Annotated in this window: 7 protein-coding genes; 1 reads left to right on the plus strand and 6 read right to left on the minus strand. The window is 67.7% G+C overall.

What is annotated here, in order from left to right; genetic code table 11:
• Together ADBZ5U_RS11550 and ADBZ5U_RS11555 are read right to left on the minus strand one after the other, a co-directional pair.
• Window positions 1-1,292, minus strand: a 1,292-nt coding sequence (locus tag ADBZ5U_RS11550) for an enoyl-CoA hydratase-related protein (protein WP_526265535.1), incomplete at its 3' end; no start/stop codon positions are given.
• A gap of 25 nt (window positions 1,293-1,317) precedes the next feature.
• The gene (locus tag ADBZ5U_RS11555; RefSeq protein ID WP_526265537.1) at window positions 1,318-2,529 is read right to left on the minus strand and encodes an acetyl-CoA C-acetyltransferase; all 1,212 of its coding nucleotides are present in this window, start codon (window positions 2,527-2,529) and stop codon (window positions 1,318-1,320) included.
• 124 nt (window positions 2,530-2,653) lie between these two features.
• Here ADBZ5U_RS11555 and ADBZ5U_RS11560 point away from each other — a divergent pair, with 124 nt between their 5' ends.
• Window positions 2,654-3,823, plus strand: coding sequence for a pyridoxal phosphate-dependent aminotransferase (locus ADBZ5U_RS11560; RefSeq protein WP_526265539.1), 1,170 nt, complete (start codon window positions 2,654-2,656; stop codon window positions 3,821-3,823).
• Here ADBZ5U_RS11560 and ADBZ5U_RS11565 read toward each other — a convergent pair.
• From ADBZ5U_RS11565 to ADBZ5U_RS11580, 4 genes are all read right to left on the minus strand, one after another.
• Window positions 3,810-4,250 carry an SRPBCC family protein gene (locus tag ADBZ5U_RS11565; RefSeq protein WP_526265541.1) on the minus strand — a complete coding sequence of 147 codons (441 nt, stop codon included), beginning with the start codon at window positions 4,248-4,250 and terminating at the stop codon, window positions 3,810-3,812. The genes ADBZ5U_RS11560 and ADBZ5U_RS11565 overlap by 14 nt on opposite strands.
• A gap of 59 nt (window positions 4,251-4,309) precedes the next feature.
• Window positions 4,310-7,015, minus strand: a complete 2,706-nt coding sequence (locus ADBZ5U_RS11570; protein WP_526265543.1) for a glycosyltransferase — start codon at window positions 7,013-7,015, stop codon at window positions 4,310-4,312.
• Entirely contained in the window at window positions 7,012-9,189 is a 2,178-nt protein-coding gene (locus ADBZ5U_RS11575; RefSeq protein WP_526265545.1) for a molybdopterin-containing oxidoreductase family protein, read from the minus strand. Before ADBZ5U_RS11575 ends, ADBZ5U_RS11570 begins: the two co-directional genes overlap by 4 nt.
• A 2-nt stretch (window positions 9,190-9,191) precedes the next feature.
• The coding region (locus tag ADBZ5U_RS11580) for an acyl-CoA dehydrogenase family protein (RefSeq protein ID WP_526265547.1) at window positions 9,192-9,848 on the minus strand (657 nt) is incomplete at its 5' end.

Genomic DNA, 9,848 nt, shown 5'->3' on the forward strand with positions numbered 1-9,848 from the left:
GGCTCGACGATGTCCTCGATCTCCTGGAACACCTTGTGCTTGAGTTCCTGGCTCTCGAAGACGGCCTCGATGACGAAGTCGACGCCCTTGAGATCGGCCGGGTCCGCGGTCGGGGTGATCCGGGCCAGCAGCGCGTCGGACTTCTCCTTGGTGGTGCGGCCACGCTCGAGGGCCTTGGCCTCCAGCTTCTCCGAGTAGGCCTTGCCCTTCTGGGCCGCCTCGATGGTGACGTCCTTGAGAACGACGTCGAATCCGGCCTTGGCCGACACGTAGGCAACCCCCGCACCCATCATGCCCGCGCCCAGCACACCGATCTTGGTGATCGGGGTCTTGCCGATCCCATCCGGCCGCGACCCGCCGGCGTTGATGGCCTGCAGGTCGAAGAAGAAGGCCTGGATCATGTTCTTGGCGACGTGGCCGGTGGCCAGCTCGGTGAAGTAGCGGCTCTCGATGCGGCTGGCGGTGTCGAAGTCCACCTGCGCGCCCTCCACCGCGGCGGCCAGGATGGCCCGCGGGGCCGGCATGTTCGCGCCCTTGACCTGCTTGCGCAGCAGCGAGGGGAATGACGGCAGGATCGCCGCCAGCGCCGGGGTGGCCGGAGTGCCGCCGGGCATCTTGTAGCCCTTGGCGTCCCACGGCTGGACCGAGGACTCGGGGTTGGCCTTGATCCACGCCTTGGCGGCCGGGACGAGTTCTTCGACGCTGCCGACGAGTTCGTCGACCAGGCCGACCTCCTGGGCCTTCTTCGGGTTGAACCGGGTTCCCTGACTGAGCACGTTGACGAAGGCGTTCTGGATACCCAGCATCCGGACGGTGCGGGTGACGCCACCGCCGCCGGGGAGCAGGCCGAGGCTGACCTCCGGCAGGCCGATCTGGCTGCCTTTGACGTCCGCGGCGATGCGACGATGGCACGCCAGGGCGATCTCCAGGCCGCCGCCCAGCGCCGCGCCGTTGATGGCCGCGACCACCGGCACGCCCAGGGTCTCCAGCTTGCGCAGGTCGGCCTTGATCGCCTCGACCTCCGCGAACGCCTCACCGGCGTGCTCCGGGGTGATCTGGATGATGCCCCTGAGGTCACCGCCGGCGAAGAAGGTCTTCTTGGCGCTGGTGATGACGACGCCGGTGATCGAACCGGGCTCCTCTGCGACAAGACGTGCCAACTCCTCTACGGCCTTGTGCATCGACTCCTTGTAGTGCTCGTTCATCACGTTCGCCGAGCCGGTGGGGTCGTCGAGGGTCAGGGTGACGATGCCGTCGGCATCCTTGTCCCACTGAATGGTGTTCTCTGCCATGGTTTCTCCTGCTTCCGCGATCTTTTCAGACTCGCTCGATGATGGTGGCCACGCCCATGCCGCCGCCGATGCACAGGGTGATCAGCGCGCGCCTGGCGCCGCGGCGCTCAAGCTCGTCGACCATGGTGCCGGTGATCATGGCGCCGGTGGCGCCCAGCGGGTGGCCCATCGCGATGGCGCCACCGTTGACGTTGAGCTTCTCGTTGGGGATGCCCAGGTCCTTCTGGAACTTCAGCACCACCGAGGCGAAGGCCTCGTTGAGCTCGAACAGGTCGATGTCGTCGACGGTCAAACCCGCGGTGGCCAAGACCTTCTCGGTGGCCGGGGTGGGCCCGACGAGCATGATCGTCGGGTCGGCGCCGCTGGTGGCCGTGGCCACGACGCGGGCCCGCGGGGTGAGGCCCGAGGCCTTCCCCGCCTTCTCGTTGCCGATGAGCACCAGGGCGGCGCCGTCGACGATGCCGGAGCTGTTTCCGCCGGTGTGGACGTGGTTGATCTTCTCGACCCAGTGGTACTTCTGCATCGCGACGTCGTCGAAGCCGGCCATCGCGGCCAGGCCCTCGAAGGCGGGCTTGAGCTTGGCCAGGCTCTCCATGGTGGTGGAGGGGCGCATGTGCTCGTCGTGGTCGAGGATCAGCAGACCGTTCTGGTCGCGGACCGGGACCACCGACTTGGCGAAGTAGCCGCCGGACCAGGCCGCCGCCGCCCGCTCCTGGGACTGCACCGCGTAGGCGTCGACGGCGTCGCGGTCGAAGCCCTCCAGGGTGGCGATGAGGTCGGCGCCGATGCCCTGCGGAACGATCAGCGCGTCGTAGCTGGTGGCCGGGTCGGACATCATGGCGCCGCCGTCGGAGCCCATCGGAACGCGGCTCATCGACTCCACGCCGCCGGCGATCACCAGGTCGTCCCAGCCGGAACGGACCTTCTGCGCGGCGGTGTTGACGGCCTCCAGGCCCGAGGCGCAGAACCGGTTGAGTTGGACGCCGCCGACGGTGTCGGGCATACCCGCGGCGATGACGGCGGTGCGGGCGATGTCGCCGCCCTGGTCACCGACCGGCGAGACGCAGCCCAGCACGACGTCGCTGATCATGTTCTCGTCGAGGTTGGGGTGGCGGGTGCGCAGTTCGTCGATGAGACCGGTGATGAGATTGAGCGGCTTGACCTCGGTCAGGGCGCCGCCCTTGCCCTTGCCGCGGGGGGTGCGGATGGCCTCGTAGATGAAGGCTTCTTCGGACATGTTCTTCCCTCGATGAGTGACTGATACTCGGTGCGGGTAATGAGCCTAGTCCCCTGCTGGTCGACCCCGGCAATCTCCTCGGCCAACCTGTTGGTTGGTAGCCCCGGCAGTAGGCTTGGCGGCCGTGACGGTTGAACGCCTGCGTCCGTTCTCGGTGAACATCTTCGCCAGGATGTCCGCACTGGCGGCCGGCCTCGGGGCGGTCAACCTCGGCCAGGGCTTCCCCGACGAGGACGGCCCGCCGGCCATGCTGGAAGCCGCCCGCCGGGCCATCGCCGAGGGGGTCAACCAGTACCCGCCCGGGCCGGGCATCATCGGGTTACGCCGGGCGGTGGCCGGGCAGCGCAGCCGCCGCTACGGCACGCGGTTCGATCCGGAGACCGAGGTGCTGATCACCGTCGGCGCCAGCGAGGCGATCGCCGCCGCGGTGCTGGGCCTGGTCGAGCCCGGCTCGGAGGTGCTGGTGCTCGAGCCGTTCTTCGACACCTATGCCCCGGTGATCGCGATGGCCGGGTCCACCAGGGTGGCGGTGCCCCTGGTGCCGGACGGGCGCGGGTTCGCCCTCGACGTCGACGCGGTGCGCGCCGCGATCACCCCGCGCACCCGGGCGATCATCGTCAACTCCCCGCACAACCCCACCGGCATGGTGCTCTCCGCCGAAGAGCTTGCCGCACTCGCGGCGGTGGCGGTCGAGCACGATCTGCTGGTGATCTCCGACGAGGTCTACGAGCGGCTGACCTTCGACGGCGCCGAGCACCTGCCGATCGGCTCGTTGCCGGGCATGTCGGGGCGCACCGTGACGATCTCCAGCGCGGCCAAGATGTTCAACTGCACCGGCTGGAAGATCGGGTGGGCCTGTGGCGCACCGGAACTCATCGCCGGGGTCCGCGCGGCGAAGCAGTATTTGAGCTACGTCGGCGGGGCGCCGTTCCAGCCGGCGGTGGCCTACGCCCTCGACCACGAGGACGCCTGGGTGGACGATTTGCGGGACTCGCTGCGGGGCAAGCGCGACAGGTTGGCTGCCGCGCTGAGCGGCCTCGGCTTCGAGGTGCACGACAGCGCCGGCACCTATTTTCTGTGCGCAGATCCGCGACCGCTGGGCTTTGCCGACAGCACGGCGTTCTGCGAGGAGTTGCCGCATCGCGCCGGGGTGGCGGCGATCCCGATGTCGGCGTTCTGCGATGCCGGCGGCAACCGGCACACCTGGAAACACCTGGTGCGCTTCGCATTCTGCAAGCGTGACGAAACCCTCGACGAGGCCATCGACCGCCTGCGGACGCTCAGCCCTTCTTGATGCTGAGCACCCGATCACGCAGGCCGTCGGTCGCGGTTCCCATTGCGCGCGCCAGTGTGCGTTTGACCACCAACGCCGGCAGTGGTACCACCGGGTCGACCTTGAGGTCGAAGCGGACGTTGGTCTTGTCGCCGGACGCGACCAGCGTGTATCGGCATTCCTGGGACCTCAGGTGGGTGCCCTTGATCAGCTTCCAACCCGCGGTGGTGCCGGTCCAGTCGTACTCGATGTCCTGCACGTCGGTGAATCCGGCGGCTTTGACCCTCAATTTCGCCCGCCTGGGCCGTCCGTCGGCGTAGGTGTCGAGCACCTCGGCGCCCTGGTGGTGCGGTGACCAGGCGGGGGCGGACTCGATGTCGGCGATGACGTCGAGGATCTCTTGCGGGCTCGCTTCGATCACCACTTCCCGGGAATCGTTGACTGCCATGTCTCGACAGTAGCGACACCGCGCCGTATTGCGAAACAGTCTCCGGGGTGACCCGAGTCTCAAATCGCCGAAGCGGCCTGATGCCGGAGACCGTGCCGTCGGAGGCGTTCCAAGTGGGATTCATAGCCGAAACGTTCCGTAACAGCAGCTCTGGCGGCATCTCCGGATCTCCGACGATAGTCGGGATCGGAGCGCAATCGGCTGATGACGTCGGCGACCTCTGATGGTCGTACCGTGATCAATGACTCACCGAAGAGTGGCTTGAAACGGTGATCGGTGATCACCGGAAGCCCACATGCCAAGGCTTCCAGGATAGTTCGTCCGAATGCTTCGACCATGTCGGGATGAGGGAAGAAGACCAGGGCATCGAGGGAGTTGAGATATTCCCGCGGCGGCATCGAGTCGAAGGGGAGAACCCGCCAGTTGCCGGGAAGACCGCCGAGTATCCGACGCGGAACCTCGGCGCCACCGAGGATGGAGACCTCCACGTCATTCGCGCTCGGGTAGGCGTCTGAGAGGTCCTGACGTGTCGCCGGCCACTTCCAGACCGAGTCGCGCGCATGGCGGCCGATTCGGAAAGTCCCTCCCGCGCTTTGGGTATGGCGGCTGCGCCAGTCGTTCGGATTGATGATTTCGTACCAGTCGCGGGTCGCCAGCCGAACGTCCCGGATGTCGTCGGCGTGATGTTCGAGTAGCGCCTCTCGAACCGCCGGGCCGACAGGCGACCATACCGGCGGCTTCGCAAACCGTTGCCGGACCGAGGAATTCACGTCGCCGATCCGGTACACCTCTCGTCGCTCGCCCGCGTAACCGGTCCAGGGCGCCTGACTGACGGCGATGACGACATCGCCCCGAACGTTGACGTGGGGAAACCGGTCGGCGAATTCGAGGGCGGACGGCGGGTACTTGATCACCAGGACATCGCAGTCGACCTCGTCGCCCGCGGAGAGGAGTTTCAGGTCGTCGGCGTGCAGAGCCAGAATTTTGGGATTGATCGGCCGATACCGGAGATGCGGCGCCCGGTTGTGGATGAGGCCGGTGACCAGCCCGGCTTCCCGGTTCGCCTTGATTTCCTCGATGTTCGAGGCCGTCGTGCCGCCCGGCAGCGACAAGTCGGACAGCAGGACGACGTCGACCTTGACCGCTCGATCACGGCACACCAGGGCCGGCGGAACCGCGAAGACCCGTTCCCGGGACTCCGTTGCCGCCGGCATGGTGAGGGACGAGCGTTCCCGACGGTGCCAATCCTGGTAGGCCTGTCCGTAGAGCTGGCGGGCGCCTTGATCCCAGAGGTGGGAAGTGATTCCCGTCGAGGAATCTGCGGTCAGCGACGAACGCAGGAATCGGGCGATGGTCAGCGGAATCCCGCGGTGGAGTTGGATGACGGATTCCCGCCCGAAGCGGGACTTCAACCGCTCGATCAACTCCGAATCGGCCGCACCGCGAATCGGATCCCACCCTCCGATGTCGGCAAGGGTTGCTCGTCGAATCAGAAGTGATGCGTAGTTCATCCCGATGAAATCCCCGCAGGCGATGCTCTTGCGGACCACCATTCCTCTCGGCGAAACCCTGATCAGCGATGTCTGGTTCGCGATCACCTGGGGGTGGCCGAGGAGATGGCGCACCTGAACAGCGATCCGATCGGGGTGCATCCAGTCGTCGGCATCGAGGACCGTGACGAACTCACCGAGTGCGTGTTCCACGCCGAGGTTGCGGGCCGGATACGTGCCGCGATTGTCACAGAGGGCGAAAAGCCTTACCCGTGAATCCGTTTCGCATATGGACCGGACCACTTCCGATGTCCGGTCCGTGCTCGCGTCGTCGACAACGATCACCTCGAGGTTCGGCCACGTCTGGCGGAGGACGGATCCAACGGCGTGGGCGATCGTCTGCTCGGCGTTGAAAGCAGGCACGATCACCGTGACCTTGGGACCACCCGCGCTATTGTCATCCTCGGGCCGAGGGGGCCCGTCGGATGCGAACCACCCTTCGCGAAAGGCGACTTCCGAGAAGTGCGCGCGCCGGAGCAGGCGATTGACCGCGCGGCAGGGATCGAAGGGATCACGGAGGTTGGCCAAAACGATTTCGCGGTCGCGATCGGGAATGAGCGTCCGGCGGCCCCCTCGCACGGATGCGAGGATGCGCAACAACTTCGGGTCGCTACCCGGGGACAGGTGAGCCCGGAGTTCCCCGCTGAGGGCGACCAACTCGCTGCGCTGCCGGCGACTCGGCCGAGCGAGAGCTTCGCCCGACATGTTTTCCAACCAGGACAGGGCCTCGTCCTCCTCGCGATGGGCGAGATGCCAATCGACCAGACAGAGGCACGCGTCGATTCGCCGACGGGCGGGAAGGCCCCCAGAGGGAAGGCCCCCGGAGGCGACATCCCTCAGCACCGGGAGGTTGTGCTTCTCGAAACCTCGCCAGGCCCGATCGAGTCGAACGGCGAGTTCGGGATCCCGGTTCTCGAACGATGTCAGCGGCGGAATCCGGGGCACCCCGTAGCGGCGGAGGATGCGAGCGAGGTGCGGTCGATAGTCGGCCACGAGTGCTGAACCGGCGATCAGGAGCGATGTGCCGAGTCCGAGGCAGGGCACGAGGATCCACAGCCACGGGGAGAGTCCGGCGACGGCCATCACCAGACCGGCGACAAGGGCTGCCAGCGGTAAAACGACGAGTGGGCGCGACGAGCGAACTTCGGCCAGGAGCAGGACCGCCGAACGCCGAGCCAACGGCCCGACCTCCACACTCAGACGGCGTCCGGTCACGTGCGCTCCACCTCGATCGGGACTCCGGTCAGCCAGGCCATCCCGGACAGCGTCTCGACGTCCTCGGGATCGTTGGAGGTCAGTTCGTTGACGTTGACCCCGCCGGCCTGGTTGGCCAGACGCCAACCGCCGCCGCGGTGGCCCCACCCGTGCGGGATGGCGACGGTGCCGGCGACGATGTCCTCGGTCAGCACCGCCGGCAGTGCGATCTTGCCGAACGGTGAACGCACCGCGACGTCATCGCCCTCGGCGATACCACGCTGCGCGGCGTCGGTGACGTGCATCAGCGCCTTGGGCCCGCGATCGCCGCGCATCAGCAGGGGCGAGTTGTGCATCCAGGAGTTCTCCGAGCGGGATTCGCGCATGCCGATCAGCCGCAGCGGGAAGCCGGCCGGCTCCTCGCGTCGCGACAGGGCCGCGATCTCCTCGCCGATCTCGCTGTGCTTCAACCGGATCCGGCCGCCGGGATAGGCGATGGCGCTTCGCAGGACGCCGGTGGGGATGTCCTCGGCGACCACCCGGCCGTGCGGATGCCGTTCGGCGAGACGACTGAAGGACAGCCCCCCGCGGCGCAGTCCGAACCAGTCCCCGCCCCGGGCGATCCGGATGAGGGTGTCGGCGACGGGTCGCGGACCGATCCGCCGGCCGATCAGACCGGCGGCGGTGCGCATCGCCGCCAGTGCGGCGAACGCCGGGGTGCGGGTCGCCATCCGGCGGGTCAGGTCGTCGACGATGTCCCATTCGGTGCGGGCGTCACCGCGCGGCGCCACCACCGCCTCGGTCACCTGCCGGAACGGTGTGGCGTGGAAGGTCTGCAACAGCAACCCGAAGTCGTCGCGCTCGTACATGGTGGTGACCGGGAGCACGTAGTCGCACCGGGAGGTGGTTTCGGTGACGTAGAGGTCCAGTGCCACCGACAGTTCGAGTTCGCCCATGGCGCTGTCCAATTCGGCGCCGTTGGGCACCGAGATAACCGGGTTTCCGGCGCTGACGAACAGCGCCCGGATCTGCCGGTCGCCCGGGGTGGTTATCTCCCCGGCCAGCATGGTGGCCGGCTCGCTGCGGACGAGATTGCCGAATCCGCCGATGCGGGAACGGTTTCGCCGGTGGTCGAAGCGCAGGATTGCGCCCAGCGCCTTGAGAGCCCACCGTTCGCCGGGGACGCCGAACGAGCCGAACACCGACCCGCCCGGGACGTCGACGTTACCGGCGGCAAGGTTGACCGCGTCGATCAGATACGACGTCAGGGTCCCGGACCGCCCGGCGCAGGTGCCGATCCGGCCGTAGACCGCGGCGCGCGGGGTGCCGGCCAGGTCGTGGGCCAGGGCGCGCACGGTGGCCGCGGGAATCCCGGTGGCGGATGCGGTGCGCTCCGGGGTGAACGGCGCGCTCTGCCCGGCCAGCCAGGCCAGCCCTTCGGCCTGCGCGTCGACCGCGTGTCGGTCGACGAGGTCCTCGGCGAACATCACCTGCAGCAGCGACAACAGCAGCAGGGCGTCGGTGTCGGGGACGATGCCCAGCCATTCGAACTGCGCGGCCGTCTCGGTCTTGCGGGGGTCGATGACGATGACGCGTCCGCCGCGCTTGACCACATCGTGCATCCGGTCGCGGATGCGCGGGGCGGTCAGGACGCTGCCGTGCGACACCACCGGGTTGGCGCCCATGACGACGAGCAGGTCGGTGCGGGACAGGTCCGGGATCGGCACCGTCGTGGGCATGCCGTAGAGCAACTGGCTGGCCATCAGCCGGCTGTGGGTGTCCTGCGAGGAGGCGGTGTAGAGGTGGGTGCCCAGGCCCAGGCCGTTGACGAACAGCAGCACGGCCAGCAGGTGGGAGTAGCTGAACGCCCCGGGGTTGCCGAAGTACCAGGCGACGGCCTTCGAACCGTGCCGGCGGTGAATGTCGCTGAGCCGCTTGGCGATATCGGACAGCGCCTCGTCCCAGGTGACTTCGTCGAAACCGCCGTCGGGCCGGCGGCGCAGCGGGGTGGTCACCCGGTCGGGGTCGTTGACGACCTCGGTGAAGGCGATGCCCTTCTGGCAGGCGTACCCGGTGGACAGCGGGTGGTCCCTGTCGGGGCGCAGCGACACCAGGCGGCCGTCCTCGACCTCGGCGACCATGCCGCACAACGACTCACAGATCCGGCAGTAGGTGATCTTGTTCTCGTTCGTCATGGTCACACCCGGTAGTCGTTGAGCAGTTGCCTGCTGATGATGGTCTTCTGGATCTCGCTGGTGCCCTCGCCGATCAGCAGGAACGGGGCGTCGCGCATCAGTCGCTCGATCTCGTAGTCCTTGGAGTAGCCGTAGCCGCCGTGGATGCGGAAGCTCTGCTGGGTGACCTCGGCGCAGAACTCGCTGGCCAGATACTTGGCCATCCCGGCCTCCAGGTCGTTGCGCTGCCCCGAGTCTTTGAGCCGGGCGGCGTTGACCATCATCAGGTGTGCTGCTTCGGCTTTGGTGGCCATCTCGGCCAGGGAGAAGGCGATCGCCTGGTGCTGCGCGATCGGCTTGCCGAAGGCGGAGCGCTGCTGGGCGTAGCGCACCGCCAGTTCGAAGGCCCGGATGGCGACCCCGCAGGCTCGGGCGGCCACGTTGACCCGGCCCACCTCCACCCCGTCCATCATCTGGGCGAACCCGCGGCCCGGCGACCCGCCGAGAATGTCGGCGGCCGGGGCGACGTAGCCCTCGAAGATCATCTCGGTGGTGTCGATGCCCTTGTAGCCGAGTTTGTCGATTTTGCCCGGGATCATCAGCCCGGGTGCGACTTGCCCGAAGCCGCTGGGCTTTTCGATCAGGAAGGCGGTCAGGTTGCGGTGCGGGGTGTCGGCGCC

The organism is Mycobacterium sp., assembly GCF_040398885.1.
Taxonomy (GTDB): Bacteria; Actinomycetota; Actinomycetes; order Mycobacteriales; family Mycobacteriaceae; genus Mycobacterium.

What these genes read in the sequence shown, in the direction of transcription:
- ADBZ5U_RS11555 (WP_526265537.1), bottom strand. Translation starts at nt 2,529, where the DNA reads ATGTCCGAAGAAGCCTTCATCTACGAGGCCATCCGCACCCCCCGCGGC.
- ADBZ5U_RS11565 (WP_526265541.1), bottom strand. Translation starts at nt 4,250, where the DNA reads ATGGCAGTCAACGATTCCCGGGAAGTGGTGATCGAAGCGAGCCCGCAA.
- ADBZ5U_RS11575 (WP_526265545.1), bottom strand. Translation starts at nt 9,189, where the DNA reads ATGACGAACGAGAACAAGATCACCTACTGCCGGATCTGTGAGTCGTTG.